Annotated in this window: 12 protein-coding genes; 7 read left to right on the forward strand and 5 right to left on the reverse strand. The window is 52.7% G+C overall.

The window, feature by feature from the left end; translation table 11 throughout:
* Window positions 1–247: 247 nt before the first annotated feature.
* The 5 genes from HZS80_RS04270 to HZS80_RS04290 form a co-directional block, all read right to left on the reverse strand.
* A complete protein-coding gene (locus tag HZS80_RS04270; protein WP_045812151.1) occupies window positions 248–982 on the reverse strand; it encodes an ABC transporter ATP-binding protein in 735 nt (244 codons plus the stop codon).
* Window positions 979–2808 carry a branched-chain amino acid ABC transporter ATP-binding protein/permease gene (locus HZS80_RS04275; protein ID WP_082072610.1) on the reverse strand — a complete coding sequence of 610 codons (1830 nt, stop codon included), beginning with the start codon at window positions 2806–2808 and terminating at the stop codon, window positions 979–981. Before HZS80_RS04275 ends, HZS80_RS04270 begins: the two co-directional genes overlap by 4 nt.
* Window positions 2801–3637 carry a branched-chain amino acid ABC transporter permease gene (locus HZS80_RS04280; protein WP_035563099.1) on the reverse strand — a complete coding sequence of 279 codons (837 nt, stop codon included), beginning with the start codon at window positions 3635–3637 and terminating at the stop codon, window positions 2801–2803. The genes HZS80_RS04275 and HZS80_RS04280 overlap by 8 nt, the downstream gene beginning before the upstream one ends.
* Before the next feature lie 87 nt (window positions 3638–3724).
* Window positions 3725–4885 (reverse strand): substrate-binding protein, encoded by a 1161-nt coding sequence (locus tag HZS80_RS04285; protein ID WP_218927572.1) that lies wholly within the window; start codon window positions 4883–4885, stop codon window positions 3725–3727.
* Window positions 4886–5486: 601 nt separating this feature from the next.
* Complete coding sequence (locus HZS80_RS04290) at window positions 5487–7427, reverse strand: exoribonuclease II (protein WP_179915255.1); 1941 nt, start codon at window positions 7425–7427, stop codon at window positions 5487–5489.
* A gap of 173 nt (window positions 7428–7600) precedes the next feature.
* Here HZS80_RS04290 and HZS80_RS04295 point away from each other — a divergent pair, with 173 nt between their 5' ends.
* The 7 genes from HZS80_RS04295 to HZS80_RS04325 all read left to right on the forward strand — a co-directional run bounded on the left by HZS80_RS04295 (window position 7601) and on the right by HZS80_RS04325 (window position 16660).
* Window positions 7601–8398, forward strand: coding sequence for a Cof-type HAD-IIB family hydrolase (locus HZS80_RS04295; protein ID WP_035555967.1), 798 nt, complete (start codon window positions 7601–7603; stop codon window positions 8396–8398).
* A 319-nt stretch (window positions 8399–8717) separates the two neighbouring features.
* The gene (locus HZS80_RS04300) at window positions 8718–10925 is read left to right on the forward strand and encodes a KAP family P-loop NTPase fold protein (protein WP_179915256.1); all 2208 of its coding nucleotides are present in this window, start codon (window positions 8718–8720) and stop codon (window positions 10923–10925) included.
* 197 nt (window positions 10926–11122) lie between these two features.
* Entirely contained in the window at window positions 11123–11848 is a 726-nt protein-coding gene (locus tag HZS80_RS04305; protein ID WP_179915257.1) for a response regulator, read from the forward strand.
* Complete coding sequence (locus HZS80_RS04310) at window positions 11845–13356, forward strand: ATP-binding protein (protein WP_179915258.1); 1512 nt, start codon at window positions 11845–11847, stop codon at window positions 13354–13356. The genes HZS80_RS04305 and HZS80_RS04310 overlap by 4 nt, the downstream gene beginning before the upstream one ends.
* 111 nt (window positions 13357–13467) lie before the next feature.
* Complete coding sequence (locus tag HZS80_RS04315; protein ID WP_179915259.1) at window positions 13468–14727, forward strand: ABC transporter substrate-binding protein; 1260 nt, start codon at window positions 13468–13470, stop codon at window positions 14725–14727.
* A gap of 135 nt (window positions 14728–14862) precedes the next feature.
* The gene (locus HZS80_RS04320; RefSeq protein WP_179915294.1) at window positions 14863–15789 is read left to right on the forward strand and encodes a carbohydrate ABC transporter permease; all 927 of its coding nucleotides are present in this window, start codon (window positions 14863–14865) and stop codon (window positions 15787–15789) included.
* Window positions 15782–16660, forward strand: coding sequence for a carbohydrate ABC transporter permease (locus tag HZS80_RS04325; protein ID WP_009287309.1), 879 nt, complete (start codon window positions 15782–15784; stop codon window positions 16658–16660). The genes HZS80_RS04320 and HZS80_RS04325 overlap by 8 nt, the downstream gene beginning before the upstream one ends.
* Window positions 16661–16666 lie beyond the last annotated feature (6 nt).

Genomic DNA, 16666 nt, shown 5'->3' on the forward strand with positions numbered 1-16666 from the left:
GAACACTAGAACATCGCATTAGGTATTGATACCTTTCGCTCCGCCTTTTCTTGGCAGCCTAAAAGCTGAAGTAGACGAACAGGGATGTAGTCAATAGCGCCAATATCCCTAGCTTTTTGAATTACACGTAGGGGTAGTGGGTCTTCGTTAATTGATTCGTTACGGCCTAGGAGGCCGTCGTCCGGCAGGAGATGGGAAAAGATGCGTAGAGTATTCATTAACGAGTCTCCTTTCGATGTGGGGGTGATCAGACGCGCATCATCTCGGTCAGTGCTAGCTCGTTGTCAGCCCCATCATCTAGCTGCATTTCTTGCACGATGCGGCCAATCTCCAGTAACGCCACCGAATGAGCAACGCGAGTGACCAATCGTACATTCTGCTCCACTAAAAGAACGCTAGTATTTTCTTTCGCCGCCACCTGTCCGAGAACCTGCGTGATATTCTCCACCATAGTGGGTTGCAGCCCCTCGCTGATCTCGTCTACCAGCATCAGCTTGGGATCGCTCATGAGTGCCCGGGCCATCAGCAACATCTTTTGCTCGCCACCACTTAAGGTGCCTGCAAATTGCTTGCGTCGTTGGGGGATAATAGGGAAATAGGCAGCAACCTTTTCCATACCGCTTGGCAGCAAGCGATCACTCGGCAGGCCAAGGCGGAGATTTTCCTCTACGGTCAGATCCTGGAAAATGGCGGCTTCCTGAGGAATGTAGGCGATGCCACGCCTTGCGAGCACTTGAGGCTCTAAGCCGCCTATGGGCTGATCAGCATAATAGATTTCCCCATTTATGGGTTTAAGAAAGCCCATAATGGTCTTTAGCAAGGTGCTTTTGCCCATGCCATTCTTGCCTAGAATGCCGAAGACTTGGCCCTCGGTGATTTGAATGTTGATATTGTCGATGACAGTCGCATCATCGTAGCCGCTACTCAGTTGACGGCACTCCAGGACAGTAGCTTTATCGGATTTCTTCGTATTTTCGCTCATTCGACATGCCCCGAATAAATCTCTTGTACTAGGTCAGAGTTGACTACCTCCTGAACCTCGCCATCTAAGACCAGTTCCCCGCGGTGAAGCACTACTAGCCGCGAGCAGACCTGTTTGACGAAATCAAAATCGTGTTCAATTAGCACGATAGCGAGACCGAGTCTAGTCTGTAAATCCGTAAGAATGTTGCCAATCATGAGGCGGTCTGCTTTTGTCAGTCCGGCCGTAGGCTCATCAAGCAGCAGTACGTTTGGCTCTAAAGAAAGTACCATCGTCAGCTCTAAGGCACGCTTCATGCCGTGAGGGAGGTTGTTTACTTTTCCGTCCAGCTGTGAAGTCAATCCAGTGCTCTCTAAAACCTCCATCGCAGCGGTGGGTAGCCCGATGCGGTCTGCCGTATCAGTTTTTGATGGCTGCCAATGTCGGTAGCGAGCAAGACGCAAACACTCGGACACGCTAAGACTTTCAAATAAGCTAGTATTTTGGAAGCTTCGCCCAAGCCCCAGTGTCGTAATGGCTGCGGGTGATTTTTGGCCAATATCCTTGCCGTTGACCTTGATGACTCCACTGCTGCGCTCCAGCCCATCGCTGATACAGCGCATTAGTGTTGTCTTACCTGCGCCATTGGGGCCTACAATACCCACAAGCTCTCCCGGCATTACGGCAATATCGATGCCCTGCAATACCTTCAAGTGTCCGTAGCGCTTGGTAACACTGCTCAAATCAAGTGCGGGCTGGCTCATGTTGGCTGGAAAGGTCTTAATGTCACTCTCAGCAAGCGGGTAGAATGTGATTGCTCCCTTACCTTTAGCAGCTTTAGCCAAACGAGATGGTAGCTTTTTCGACAGTGTCCGCCAGATTGGAGGAAGCAGCCCTTCTGGCATAATTACGATAACTACAACGAATATGGTCCCGATGATGATGGTCCATACAAACGGTAGAATGCTACTGATATAGGCACTAGCCCACTCCAGCCCAATAGTGCCTATGACGGGCCCCAGGACCGTGCCGCGTCCACCTAGGGCGACGTAGATCACCAATTCGGTACCAAAGACGAAGCCGGCATGTTCTGGCGCAACAATAGTGCCCACACAGGCATAAATGAAACCTGCCATTGAAGCCAGCGCAGCCATGGCCATCATCAGAGTGATCTTTATGTGACTTGTTGGGATGCCTAGGTAACGGTTGCGTGTTTCGTTATCACGTATTGCATTTAGCATGCGGCCGTAATCACTGCGGATGAAAACCCAGGCGCAAGCCGTCAGCAAAACCATCAGGGTACCGGTAAACCAGAACCAGCCACTCATGGATAATGATGGCGCATCAAAACCTACTAGCCCGCTACTGGAGCCGGTGAAAGAGCCTCCAGAATAGATTAACTGCACCACGACTATCGGCAATACAAGTGTGACTACCGCCACATAAAGTGAGGTTGCACCTTGCCAGAAGGCTAGCCAGCCTACAAAGGCAGCAACCAGCATAGATACGGTAATTGCCGCCAACAAGGCAAACAATACTGTCCCTGCTGTGTAGCCGACATGGGTAAACATGAGTCCGGCTGCATAGGCGCCGATGCCGAAAAACGCGCCTTGAGCGAAAGTCAGGATCCCGGTTGTGCCCCATAGCAGATCTACGGTTAAGGCAGTCACTGCTAGCAGGAAAGCTCTTACCAGGACACTCTGAGTATAGGGATCCAGAACAAACGGGCCGATGAGAACGACTATCAAGGCCAGGGCCGTCAATATACACACTGCTCTGAAGCGAACATGAAGTGGCAGAACAAGATAACCGTGGTCGGCTTCAACGCCGCCGATAAACCTAGTCATATGCAAACCCCTTGGGACGAAGCCTTAACAGGAGGGCGGCCAGGACGGCGATTGTCAAACCACCTATGATTGGGTTGATGTAGGTACTTGCCAGCACTTGGGCGCCCCCAAGCACTAGGCAGGCAATAGCCAAGGCAAGGAATGAATTGCCGGATACCAGAACCAGCATAAAGGCGCTAACTAGCCATGGCAGCCCCATGTTGGGGTCTACGCTGGACAATGGCGTTATAAAAGCACCCGCTAGACAGGCCAGGCCAGCCCCAAATGAAAAAGTGATCAGGCGTACACGCGAGCTATTGATTCCCAGACCACGCGCCAAGGGTTCATTCATGATGACAGCGCGGGTTTGCAAACCAATGCGAGTACCCTTCAGAAGCAGCCACATGGCTGCAGCTACCAGCACTGCGAAGATAATCAAGAGTAGTCGGTATTGCGAATAAAAAGCGCCTAGCAGCTCCACGGCCCCAGACACTGGTCTATCGGCAAACTGCACCTCGCGACCGAAGGCGATGATGATCAACTGTCCTAGAACGATACCAAGTCCCCAAGTCGCCAAGATGGCATCTAAGGGGCGATGGTAAAGAAAACGCAGTATAGCGCGCTCTATGAATGCGCCGAGTAGGCAACCGACCACAAAGGCCAACGGCATGCTAAACCAAGGGTCCCAGTCGAATCGAGTCACCACCAATGATGAATAACCGCCAATGGTGAGGAATACACCATGTGCGAAATTAATGACTTTCATCACACCAAAGATAATGAGTAAACCAGAAGATATAATGAAGAGGATCGCTGCGGTGGTAATGATATCAAGAAACAGATAATTCACTTTTTTTGTTCCTTGCTGGCGACCACCACACAGTCACCCAAACCTCGGGGTTAGCTGGTTGTGACGGTCGCGTGGGCTAAAGCGTGATTAGCTGGTCGGGCACTGCTCGCCGGGATCTACGCCCTCGAATATTTCTACCACTTCTACACTACCGTCACCTTGGACCCGGCCGAGATGCATAGTGAGTGGCGCATGGCGTTGAGCGTTCATCTGCACGGTCCCACGAGGACCGTCATATGAGACTTCCGCCAGTGCTTCGATAACCGCGTCAGCATCCGTGGTGCCAGCCATTTCTACAGCGGCTTTGTAGAGATAAATGGCATCGTACTGTGGTACAGAAAGGTCGTTTGGGGTGCGAAGATCGCTCCCGAAGTGAGTTTCTATACGCTCAAGGAAGTCTCTATTAGCCGCGCTATCAATGGCCGTAAGATAAGAGGCTGAAATATAGATTCCCTCAGCGTCCTCGCCCATACTCTGTGCGGTTAACTCATCTACGCTCAGATTGCCCACCAATGCTTGCATACCTGCCGCCTTGTACTGGCGCTGCAAGGTAACATTTGGTGCTCCTCCGGCGGTGGACATGATGACTGCATCGGGATTATTACGACGCATCTGACTGATGATGGATGTCCAGTCGGTTGCGTCCATAGGTTGATACTCCTCAGCGACAACTTCTCCTCCACGCTCTTCAATATAACTGCGCGTAAACTCAAGCATGCCTCGCCCAAAAGCGTAGTCACTGCCTACTAGGAAGAAGCGTTCTGAACCTTCTTCATCCATGAAATAGTCCACGATAGGACCTACCATCTGCTCTGGTACAGCACCGTTGGCATACAGGTAAGGGCTGCAGGAACGACCTTCGTATAGCGAGGTATATATGTAAGGCACTTGATGTCGTTCGACGATGGGAATGCCAGCATTCCGAGCGGCACTGGTTTCCATAGTGATTATAGCGTCAGCATTTCGGTTACTGATCAGGTCGTCAAAAGCGCGTTGAGCACCGGAAGCACCACTGCCATCATCTGCAATTTCCAAAACTACTTGGCGTCCTAAAATACCACCGCTGTCATTTATCTCCGCTACCGCCAGTTCAGAGGACTGAACCACTGCGGGGGCTACGGTGCTGTTTGCTCCACTTAGACCCGTCGGGACGCCGATTATTATTGGTTCGGAAGCCGTAGCCGATGATGTGATCGCCGATAGGCAGGCTGCACCTGCCATCGCGGCAACTTTTTTAGAAATATTCATGCATGTTTCTCCAACTTTTTTGTTTAAGAACGTGGTGAAGGCATCAATAGTCTATTGATCAAAAAGGTAGCAATTTCCGGAATACTGTTAATATTCTGCAAAAGTCAGTCCATTTTTTAAAAAAAATATTTAAAACAGTTATTTGAGTTTGATTGTTTGCATTAGAAAAGAATATTGTATTCATATTGAGATTTTATTTGCTCCATATTGAGGCAAAATTCATCATTAGCCATCCGAGTTTTCTCTAATAGAGGTATTACGACAAAATAATTATTTCCTGCAGACTTCGCTGATTGAGTAGGGAGGGATGATGAGTATTAATTTATTTTTAGAAGCTAAGCGTGCTACCCAATAGATGTGCCAGGCGCTCTCAGATTTTCAGGCCTACCCTCTCCCCGTTATTGGTTGGCCGTTTGTAAATTTGCTGTTAAGCCAACGTGGCGTATGAAAGCCATTAAGAAAAATTAGTCGTAGGATGAGAAGCGTGTTTTAGTTCGCCCGCAACATGAGTAAGGCTGAGTAGATAACTTATGCCCGCACAAAAACAACAACGGCGCCCAAAGGGCGCCGTTGTTAACGATTACTAATGGTTTAGTGAGGACTAAACTGCTGGCTTTGCTACCAGCGAGCGGGTCTCTTCGCGGGCTTCGGTCAAGATGACGCGAAGCGGGTCGCCTAGCTTGTAACGCTCTTCGCCTTCTATCTGGATACGTCCCTCTTTATCATCAATCACCACTTTGCTGCGGTCACTGTGCATTAAAGGGGCTGGAACAAAGGCGGTCGCGCCATTTTCCAGCAGACGAACGCGCATACCGCCACGGTTGATGGCCATGATTTCGGCCTCAAACGTATCCTGGTTCTGCGCGGCGGGTGTTAGGTAGCGCACGTAGAGCCAATCTTTCACATCGCGCTCGGCCATACGATTCAGGCGGCGACGCTCCGTCAACTGCTCGGTGAGCTGCTGGGTAGCTTCGGCGGGCGCCTGTTCGCCTTTCAGCACGCGTTTGATCAGGCGGTGGTTGACCATATCGCCATACTTACGGATTGGCGAGGTCCAGGTGGCGTAGGCGGCCAGACCCAAACCAAAGTGCGGGCCAGGCTGTGCGGACATCATGGTGAAGCCCTGGAAGCGGCGTAGGCGCGCATCCAGCCAAGCGTCGTCGCGGCTTTCCAGTGCACGCTTCAGCTCGGTGTAGCGGGCAAGCTCAGTCAGCGCTTCGCGTTCGACCACAATCTCCTGGCCTGCCAGGAATTCCTGGGCAGCTTCGGCTTTCTCTGGCTCGAAGGCGCGATGCACGTTAAAGATACCGTGACCGATATGCTGGGCCAGGAAATCCGCGCAGCAGGCGTTAGCCACAATCATCGACTCTTCGATCATGCGGTTGGCAATGCGGCGCTCTTCGGTGCGCACGGCCAATACGTTGCCAGCGGGATCGAGATCAAACACGTAGTCAGGGCGGTCTTTAAACACCAACGCGTGTTCGTTGCGCCAGGCGGTACGTGCCTCGGTCAAATCACGCAGCGCGGTGAGCTGCTCGGCAATCTCATCTGTGGGCGCCCAGTCGCCTTGACCTTCGATCCAGTCGGAGACGTTGTCATAAACAAGCTTGGCGTGAGACTTAACGTTCGCCGCAAAAAAACGATACTCGCCCAGGCTGCCGTCGGCATTGATATTCAGCGTACAGGCCAGCGCGGGGCGATCCTTGCCTTCCCATAGCGAGCAGAGATCATCCGCTAGCTGCTCGGGCAGCATGGTGACGTTCTGACCGGGCAGGTAAACGGTGAAAGCACGGGTGCGGGCTTCTAAATCAGCCGCATGGCCCTCTTCCACATAAGCGGTGGGGTCGGCAATCGCGACACTCAACTGCCAACCGCCTTCAGCGCGAGGTGCCACGTGCAGCGCATCGTCCATATCGCGGGTCTTCTCACCATCGATGGTGAAGAAGGGCGTAGAAGTTAAATCTTCGCGAGTCAGGCCTTCATCCATCAGCGGCCAGTCGGTGCCTGCATCGGGGCACTCTTGCTCCAGCGCATGGCGGGCAAGCGTGACGCGCCATGGTACCGCCGGATCATCACTTTTAGCGACCAGCTCATCAATCTGGGCAAAGAAAGCGCGGTCATCGGCTTTTAGCGGATGACGCACCAAGCGGGCAACGACCCAGTCGCCGTCAGCAATGGTGTCTTCATCAAGGCTGTTCTTAATCCGTGCCTTGATCACATTTTTAATCGACGGATGGTCGGGTACGACGGACAGGCGGCCTTCGCGCTTCTGCACGCGGGAAACAAACCGATCCAGCCCCGCTTCAATCAGCTTTTCAGGCTCAACGGATTTTTTGTCACCGTTCTCGTGGATAACCGCTTCCACACGATCACCATGAAGCACTAACTTCATGGCGGGCGGCGGCACGAAATAGGATTCACCGTCGTCAGTTTCGAGAAATCCGAAACCTTTGTCGGTGGCTTTGATCACCCCTTCAGCACGGGGGGTGGTTTGACGAATCTGTTGCTTGAGCTGGGCAAGCATGGCGTTATTCTGAAGCATGAGCTCAATCAGTTGGCGAGAGTTAGGGTGCCACTATACGGATTCCCGCTTGCCACGCCAATTGCCGCCATGCGAAGTCGGCCCTAATGTTAGCGTTGGTAACGGCACGTCAAAGGCTTACATGCGTCCAAAAGAATCGGTTAAGCTAAACGCCCATGGATATGGAGCGCGTTATGACACCCCGCCTGATTGTTTCTGACCTGGATGGCACTCTTTTAGGAAGCGACCATACCCTGCACGAAAGCACGGTTGAAGTGCTGCGGGTGCTGGCGAAGCAAGGCCACCATGTCGCGCTTGCCTCGGGGCGCCACTATCACGATATGAAGGTATTTCGCGATCAGTTGGATATACCAGCGCACTTGATCAGTACCAACGGCGCCTATGTGCACGACCCGAAAGGCACCTTGCTGGCCGCTACTCATGTTGACCCTGAGCATGCAAAAACGTTGATAAATCTCCCGCGTCCGCCTCAGGTGCGCTTGAACCTCTACCGTGAAAGCGGCTGGCATATTGATGCCGAAGCCCCACATCTATTATCTCTTCACGCCTCTACCGGGTTTAGTTATGACGTCGTGCCGCCTGATCAGATGGACATTAACGGCGTGGGTAAAGTGCTTTATCTAGGCGACCCGGAGGCGCTGAAACAGCTGGAAGAGCAGGCTCATAAGGCCCATGGCGCTGCGCTGCATATCACCTACTCGACGATTGACTCCCTGGAGATCATGGCCGGTGGGGTCAACAAAGGTGTGGCGCTGTCATCACTGCTTGAACGGCTGGGCTTAACGCCCGCAGATTGCCTAGCATTTGGCGACAATCTTAACGATACCGAAATGCTCGTTTTAGCCGGGGAAGCCCAGGTAATGGCCAACGCCCACCTTGATCTATTCGACCGTATAAAAGGCGCCGAGCGTATCGGTCATCACGGTGAAGCGGCTGTTGCCGAATGGTTGAAAAAACGGTTTGGACTGTAACGCTTACCTCAACCAGCCTAGTAGACAGCTGTTCGCGTTAGGTAGGGCGCTCCACTTCACCTTTATCTAGCTACTATAAAAGATAATAACTTAGTGGACGCTTTTCACGATGACAATCACGCTTGCTACCATTGTCGCCGATGATGGGTTGGACGATCTTGAGCTACTGGCGATTTACCCAGGTCAGCAACTAACTCACATACCTTTATCAATAAGGTAGCCCCAAGTACTGAAGTTGTTCTATGAGCCTCGGTAAATTATAGATAGCTCCGATAACAAGCGATATAGATTGTTTGAGCGAACTTGACTGGATGACAAAATGACAACGCAATTGGACTCTGATCGAGCACTGGAGAACGAAACAAAGGACAAATTTGGTTTTGCTGGTATGGCAGAGAGGCTGGCTCCTTCACTCGTTGAGGCATCGAAAGGTGATGGCATAGTCATTGGATTGGAGGGGAAGTGGGGTTCAGGTAAGACTTCGCTTCTAAATTTTCTTCGGCATGAGCTTGTTGCCGCTCAAGATGAGGAAATTTATACCATCACAATTGCCCCTTGGTTAAATGGAGATACATCATCATTAGTAGCTTCATTGTTGGAGCCGATGAGTGGGATATTAAATAAGAAAGAATATGAGATAGCTCAAGCTCATAGCGGGCAGGCCAGAGAAACAAGGGAAAGGATGGCTGAAGTCAGTCAATTGCTCCGTAACTACGGCCCAAAGACAGCGCGAAGAGCCGCATCAATTGCAAATGTTGTAGGGTACCTTGTCCCAGGAGCTCAGCTTGTTGGCGGTGCGCTTGAAGCAGGTGCAAACGCGGCAGAACAGGTGTTGCCGACAGAAAAGACACCTTCAGAACTAAAGCAAGAAATAGGGCAAAAAATCCGAGATTTGGATATTGGGTTTGTTGTCATCCTAGATGATCTTGATCGTCTTGAACCGGCACAAGCAGTTGAGGTAGTGCGCTTAGTTCGTTCTGTCGCTGATTTTCCAAGAGTTGCTTATTTAATGTGCTATGACCGGGAAGTATTGGCACAAGCACTTAAAACCGGCCTGAAAATAGATGATGGTGATCTTTTCTTACAAAAAATTGTGCAACTCACATTCAGTATACCACTTCCAGAGCCATTTGATCTTCGAACACAATTCTTAGAGGAAGCGCAATTAATCTATGAAGAAGTGATGGGTAACAAGATCGCAGGTGAGTTACTTGTTGACTTGAAAACTGCTGTTGACCGGCAAGGAAGCAAGCTATCTACTCCACGTGAAGTAAAGCTCGCTCTGAACGGTATTCGTTTTGTGTTTCCTCAGATTAAAGACGATGTATATTTTCCTGATTTCTGTCGCCTACATTTGATCAAAACTACACATTATAAATTGTATCAATGGTTGGAGTCATACCTGTCTGTACGTTCAGTTTTAGTGACCGGTGATGCAACTGTTGCAAGTGATGAAAGAGCTGAAATGGGTAAAGTTCTAAAAAAACTTTTACCGTCAGAGGGCGTTGGTTCAGCTCAGTCAATTTGGAGCTTGCAACGATTTGTTCCCGGTGTGTCTAACCAAAAAAAGCCTGAAGAGAGTGTTTTTAATCGAGCTGGCACCATGTCGGTTTCAAAGACCATAAGCTTAAAAAGGCTAGGTAGCCCGCTACATTATAGGTTTTATTTCGCTCTCACTGGCCCAAAGACTGTCATGTCTGATAATGATTTCAATAGCCTTTTAGAGTTGGCAAGATCTGATGTTGAAAAACTGGTATCACGCCTTTCTGAAGAAGTTGAAAAACGGCGGGGCTCTGGTAAAACTTGGTTTGAGCATGTGTTAGATAGACTGGATGATGGGTGCATATCAAATCTTGATGAGAAGCAGTTGGAGGGGTTCCTTCTAGCATTTGCCGATATGATGGACACTGCAATTTCTGTTGGGAATAATCAAGATTTCTTCTTTGTTACAGTAGATCAGGCCGCTGATTCTGCTGCACAGTGTTGTCTTAGTCGGTTACAAGTCTTAAACCCTGATAAGCAAGCTGAAACTGTTCGAAAAATCGCAAGTGACGGAAAAGCCATAAACTGGTTAGTTGGCTATTTTTTTCGAAACCAGCTTTTTCGCCACGGTAAGGTAGGCGATAAGGCTGAGCATCCAGATCAATGGGAAATTTCGGAAAAGGTGCTTGATCAAGCAATCGAAATTCTGAGAGAGCGCGTTCGTCAGCCAGATATTAAAGAGATCATACCAAGCTTGCCTGATGTTTCAGCCTATCTATATGGCTGGATTAACATATCTGAAAATGATGATGCCGTCGCGTGGGTACAAAAATACTGCGAAAGTGACGAAGGATTTCTCAAAATTTTGGATCACCTTAGAGGCTGGGCGATGAGTGATAGGGTTTATTATCCTCTGTCAGCCGAATCCGTTTCACGATTTCTTGACTGGAACGAAACCACTATGCGTTTGAAACAGTTGAAAGATGGTGAATTCAGTGAAAAAGTTGCTGAGCTGGAAATGGCAATTAAGCAGTCCCGACACTAATTTCTAACTTATACGTTCAATTGATGTTACTGCGAAGCCTGCATTGCCGCATGGTTAAAAACGCGGTTTGATATCCTGAATTCATTTTAAATTGCGACACTAATGCAACCTTGGTCGTAGCGGTATTGCTACTGCCTAGCCCCTCGACCATCATCAAGGCCCAATAAAGACAACAATGTAGGGCTGAACCCGCTGCGATGACGACAACCCCTGCTACTTTGATTGTGGTCGACGATGACCCGGAAATTTGTGAACTGCTCGCTGACTACCTGGGGCGGCACGGTTACCGGGTATTGACGGCGGATGGTGCCCAAGCGCTGCATTCGCGGCGCGCTGAACACGCCCCCGACTTGCTGATTGTCGATTTAATGCTCCCCGGTGACGACGGCTTTACCATCTGCCGCGACGTTAGAAAGCACAGCGAAGTGCCGATTATCATGTTGACCGCCAGCGCCGATGAGACCGACCGTATTCTAGGCCTTGAGCTAGGTGCGGATGACTACTTGGGTAAACCATTTAATCCCCGCGAATTGCTGGCGCGCATCAAAGCGGTACTGCGCCGCACTCGCAGCGCTCCGCCAGCGTTGCCAGCGGGGCAGGCGCGCTGGGTCAGTTTTGGCAGTTGGCAGCTCGACCGTATGACCCGCGAGCTGATTGATTTGCAAGGCGAGCGCGCCGCGCTTTCTGGGGCTGATTTTCAGCTACTGCAGGTGTTTTTAGAGCACCCGGCCAAGGTACTCACCCGGGATGATCTCTACGCGCTTACCCGGGGGCGTGACGCGCCGCCGCTTGACCGCTCCATTGATGTTCATGTTTGTCGCCTGCGCCAACGGCTGGGTGAAGATGCTCAGCACTCGCAGCTGATTCGTACGGTGCGTGGCGCGGGCTACGTATTAACCGCCCAGGTCGATGCATTAACGTGAGACGCGTGGAGTGGGCAACCATTCGTCGACGCTTATCCCGACGAGCTGCCCGCTGGCTGCCGGCTTCGCTGCGCGGGCGCTTTGTGATCATCATGATCGCCGGAGTGCTGGTCGCCCAAGGGGCCAGTTACGCGATCTGGACTTCTCAGGTGCGCTCCAGCCATTTGGCTCAGTTGGATGAACTGTCCACCAATATGGCGTTTAGCATCGCCTCCACCATGAAGTTTTTCCGCTCGCTGCCCGTCGACTACCGCCACATCGTGCTCGATCAGCTGCGTAATATGGGCGGCACACGTTTTTTCGTCAGCGTTAACGAGCGCAGGCTCACTATCGACGATATCGGCTCGGGGCCGGAAAAAGAGGTGGTGGTAAACAACGTGCGTTCGGTGCTCACCCAGCAGCTCAATATTGACGACGTGATTGTCGAATTCTCCCGCCCGGAAAACCTGCGGGTGCTGAATAACGAAGTGCTGCTTTACGACCTGCCGCCCCGCTGGGGGCAGCACAGCCTGCTGATGGAGCCACTCTCCCCACCGATTTTAGTGGTTCAACTGGAGCTTGCCCCGGACACCTGGCTGTATGTCGCCACGCTGCTAGGCGTACCGGATATTTTCAGCGGCTATCGCTGGCTTTCTGAGGAGCGTTTGCTGGTCGGGTTACTGGTGCTGCTGAGTGTGCTGGCGCTTTCGCTATTGGGCATAACCAGCGTGACCCGGCCATTGGCGCGGCTTTCACGGGCAGCGAATCAGTTGGGCGATGATTTGGATATGCCGCCGCTAAAAGAGAGCGGCCCCAAAGAGGTCGCTGCCACTGCGGCGGCGTTCAACCGTATGCAGCGGCGCATCCGCGAGCAGATTGAGGAGCGCGAGCGGCTGTTTTCGGCGATTTCCCATGATTTAAAGACCCCCTTAACCCGCATGCGCCTGCGCGCTGAAATGCTCGAAGACGACTATCAGCGCGAGCGTTTTTGCGCCTCACTGGATGAGCTGGATAGTTTGGTTAAAGGCGCCTTGGCCTCAGTGAAAGGCTTGGATCTGCACGAAGAGCCCGCGCCCGTTGATCTAACGAACATGGTCGAAGAGCTGGCCGAGGAGCTTAGCCTTCAAGGCGGTAAGGTCACTATCGAGACTAAAAGCGGTAACCCTATTCCACCGCTGATTGCCAAACCGCTGGCGCTTAAGCGCTGCCTGGCAAACCTGCTTGAGAACGCGGTGTTCTATGGAAAGCAGGCCGATGTGCAGCTAATCGATCACGGCAATGTTGTCACCATGCGTATTCGTGACCACGGCCCAGGTATACCCGAAGAGCAGCTGGGGCGGGTGTTTTCGCCCTTTGTGCGCTTAGAACCCTCACGCAGTCGACATACTGGTGGTAGTGGCCTCGGGTTGGGCATTGCCCGGCATATTGCCCGTGCCCATGGCGGCGATATCACGCTCGCCAACCATGCTGATGGTGGGCTGGTGGTGACTCTCTCGCTACCCCGCCAGGAAACTATTACAGGTTTGTAATAAAACCCCAACACTATGCAGTACTCGGTAACTCCCGTTGACGCACACCTTGGCGTAACCTCTTGGATGTCGCACGTCCGAGAGGACAATAACAATATAAGGAGTGACTCCATGTCGACGTTTAAGAAGACAACCCTCGTGCTTGCTCTGGCAGGAGCCTCGCTCGCCAGTACCGCCCAGGCCAATGAAGTCGAAGTGCTGCACTGGTGGACGTCCGGTGGTGAAGCTCGCGCTGCCAACGTGCTTAAAGAGTTAATGGAAGCTGAAGGCTACGGCTGGCAGGACTTTGCCGTGGCCGGTGGCGGCGGAGAAACCGCCATGACGGTGCTTAAATCCCGTGCCATGTCGGGCAACCCACCCTCCGCCGCCCAAATCAAAGGCCCCGAAATTCAGGAGTGGGGTGAGCTTGGCCTGCTCGGTGACCTGAACGGCGTTGCCGAGGCGGAAGGCTGGGATGAACTGCTGCCGGAAGTCGTGGCCGATATCATGCGTCACGACGGCCAATACGTAGCGGTCCCCGTCAACGTGCACCGGGTAAACTGGTTGTGGGCTAACCCGGAAGTGCTGGAAGCGGCAGGGGTAGAGATGCCCACCACGCTGGATGAGCTATTCGAGGCAGGCGAGGCGATCCGCGAAGCGGGCTTCGTACCGTTGGCTCACGGCGGTCAAGCTTGGCAGGACGCGACCGTATTTGAAAGCGTGCTGCTGGGTGGCCAGGGCAGCGAGTTTTACCAGCAGGCATTGGTAGATTTGGATCCTGAAGCCCTGGGTGGTGAACAAATGATCGATGCCCTTGAAGACTTCAAGCGTATGCGCGAGCTGATGGATGAGGGTATGTCCGGTCGCGATTGGAACATTGCCACTGCGATGGTGATTGAGGGAGTGGCCGGCTTTCAGCTGATGGGCGATTGGGCAAAAGGTGAGTTCACCGCGGCAGGGCTGACCGCCGGCGAAGATTACCTCTGTGCTGCAGCGCCGGGCACCGAAGATGCGTTCACCTTCAACATCGATAGCCTGGCCATGTTCCGGGTCACCGACGACGAAGAGCGCGAAGCGCAGCAAGCGTTAGCCCGACTAGTGCTTGAGCCTACCTTCCAAGAGGCGTTTAACCTTGCCAAGGGCTCAATTCCTGCGCGGCCTGATCTGGACATGAGCGAATTCGATAACTGTGCCCAGCAGTCGTTGGCTGATTTCCAGCGCACCGCCGAAGAGGGTGGCCTAGTTCCGAGTATGGCTCACGGTATGGCCGTACGCGCGGATATTCAGGGCGCCATTTTTGACGTGGTGACTAACTACTTCAACGACGCCGATATGCCCGCCGAAGAAGCGGCAGAACGTATGGTGAGCGCCGCCGAAGCGGCCACTTTCTAGGCTTTTCTAGCGTTAGCGTTCTCCAGGCGCCGCCGCAACGGCGGCGTCTATTCTGCTTAGCAAGAACACTATTTTGCTTAGTAAGAACATTATGCTGCTTGGCAAGGATACTTCTCAATGAGAGATTCCCTCCCCATGAAAAATACCTCTGCGACGCCTTTAGGGGCTGGCGCTAAGCGGTCGACGCCATCCGGTGGTTTGCAGGCGTGGCTGCCGCGCTTGGTGCTGGCACCGTCGGTGGCGATTTCGCTGTTCTTTGTTTACGGCTTCATGCTGTGGACGTTCGTGCTCTCGTTGACCAGCTCGCGCATGCTGCCCAGCTACGACTTTGTCGGCTTTGGCCAGTATTCACGCCTGATGGCCAATGAGCGCTGGTGGGTAGCCTCGACCAACCTGATGATTTTTGGCGTGCTGTTCGTGTTGATTTGTCTGGTGATTGGCTCGCTGCTGGCCATTCTGCTTGATCAGAAAATTCGCCAAGAGGGTGCGCTGCGCACGATCTACCTCTATCCCATGGCGCTGTCGTTTATCGTGACCGGGGTGGTGTGGAAGTGGCTGCTTAACCCGCAGTTGGGTATTCAGGCCATGGTCCAGGGTTGGGGCTTTGAATCGTTTCGCTTTGATTGGATCACTAACCCGGACATGGCGATTTATACCCTGGTGATTGCCGCCGTATGGCAGGCGTCAGGCTTTGTGATGGCACTCTTTTTAGCCGGCCTGCGGGGCATCGACGACAGTATTGTGAAAGCGGCCCAGCTGGATGGTGCCAGCCTGCCGAGGATTTATTGGCGCGTTGTGATGCCGTGCCTGCGTCCGGTCGTGTTTAGCGCCGTGATGATTTTGGCCCATATTGCGATTAAGAGCTTTGACCTGGTCGTCGCGCTCACCGGCGGCGGGCCTGGCTACGCCACCGATCTACCCGCCACCTTTATGTATGCCCATGCGTTTACCCGGGCGCAGATAGGGTTGGGCTCTGCCAGCGCCATGCTGATGTTGGGCGGCGTGTTGGCGATTTTGATTCCTTATCTCTACTCCGAATTAAGGAGCCGCAAGCATGGCTAATGTGATTCGTCGACAGACGCCCGCTGCGCGGCTCGGCCGTGGCCTGCTCTATGGCGTGCTGATACTCGCCGCGCTGTTCTATATTCTCCCGCTGGTGGTGATGCTGATGACCTCGGTGAAGCCGCTGAGCGAAATCAGCGCCGGGTCGCTGCTCTCATTTCCGCAAAATCCCACTTTCGCGCCGTGGACAAAAGCCTGGGGTGAAGCCTGTACCGGCATGCGCTGCGATGGGGTTGGCGGTTACTTCTGGAACTCCTTTGCGATTGTGATCCCAGCGGTGCTGATCTCAACCACTATCGGAGCCCTTAACGGCTATGCACTGACCAAATGGCGCTTTAAAGGCTCTGAATTAGTCTTCGCGCTGATGCTGTTTGGCTGCTTTATTCCTTTTCAGGTGGTGCTGCTGCCCATGGCGCAAACCCTCGGCTGGCTGGGGATCTCCAGCTCCCGAGCGGGGTTGATCCTGGTTCACGTGGTCTTTGGCATCGCCTTCACCACGCTGTTTTTCCGCAACTTCTACGTGGGTATTCCCAATGAGCTGGTCTCTGCTGCCAAGCTGGATGGTGCCGGATTCTTCCGCATCTTCTGGCGCATTCTGCTGCCGGTTTCCGCGCCTATCATCGTGGTGTCGGTAATTTGGCAGTTCACCCAAATCTGGAACGACTTTCTGTTTGGCGTAGCGTTTTCAGCCCACAACACCCAGCCCGTTACCGTGGCGCTTAACAACCTGGTGAATACTTCCACCGGCGTTCGCGAGTACAACGTGGATATGGCGGCGGCAATGATTGCCGCGCTGCCTACCCTGGTGGTGTACGTGCTGGCGGGAAAATACTTCGTGCGCGGGCTGACAGCGGGTTCGGTTAAAGGTTAGTTATTT

The sequence above is a fragment of the Vreelandella glaciei genome, from assembly GCF_013415125.1.
Classification (GTDB): Bacteria; Pseudomonadota; Gammaproteobacteria; order Pseudomonadales; family Halomonadaceae; genus Vreelandella; species Vreelandella glaciei.